The following is a 562-nucleotide window of genomic DNA, read 5'->3' as shown; positions in this document are numbered from 1 at the left end:
CTGGATGGTTGCGGATCGGCGCCGGCCTGCGAGCTGGGCGCCGAGGGCCTGATCTCACCGGAGCTGCTCGCCGAGCTGGCCGGCTCGGCCACGCTGGTGCCGCTGGTTCATCCCGGTGATGCGCCGCCGGAGCCCGGTTATGTGCCGTCCAAGGCGCTGGCCGATTTCGTGCGGTGCCGGGATTTGACGTGTCGCTGGCCCGGCTGTGATCAGCCCGCGGTGAACTGCGACCTCGACCATACGATCCCCTACGCCGACGGCGGGCCGACGCACGCCTCGAACCTCAAGGCGCTGTGCCGCACCCATCATCTGGTGAAAACCTTCTGGGGCTGGCAGGAAAAGCAGCTGCCCGACGGCACCCTGATCCTGACGTCGCCGGCCGGACGCACCCATGTCACCACCCCGGGCAGCGCACTGCTGTTCCCCCAACTCTGCGCCCCCACCGGCGATATTCGGGCGGCGGCCGCCAAGTCCGACTACTGCGCCGAGCGCACCGCGATGATGCCCAGACGCCGCCGTACCCGCGCCCAGGACCGCGCCGCGCGCGTGGCCACCGAACGCC

1 protein-coding gene is annotated in these 562 nt (G+C 71.0%); it reads left to right on the top strand.

Features of this window, described 5'->3' with window-relative positions; all coding sequences use genetic code 11:
* Nucleotides 1-562 (top strand): HNH endonuclease signature motif containing protein (locus tag A9W96_RS21595; protein WP_156765353.1); only part of this gene is annotated, 562 nt, incomplete at both ends.

This window comes from Mycobacterium sp. 1245852.3, assembly GCF_001669335.1.
GTDB lineage: Bacteria > Actinomycetota > Actinomycetes > Mycobacteriales > Mycobacteriaceae > Mycobacterium > Mycobacterium europaeum_A.
Note: the sequence above shows the minus strand (reverse complement) of the source record. Positions and strands in the feature narration are given on the sequence as shown.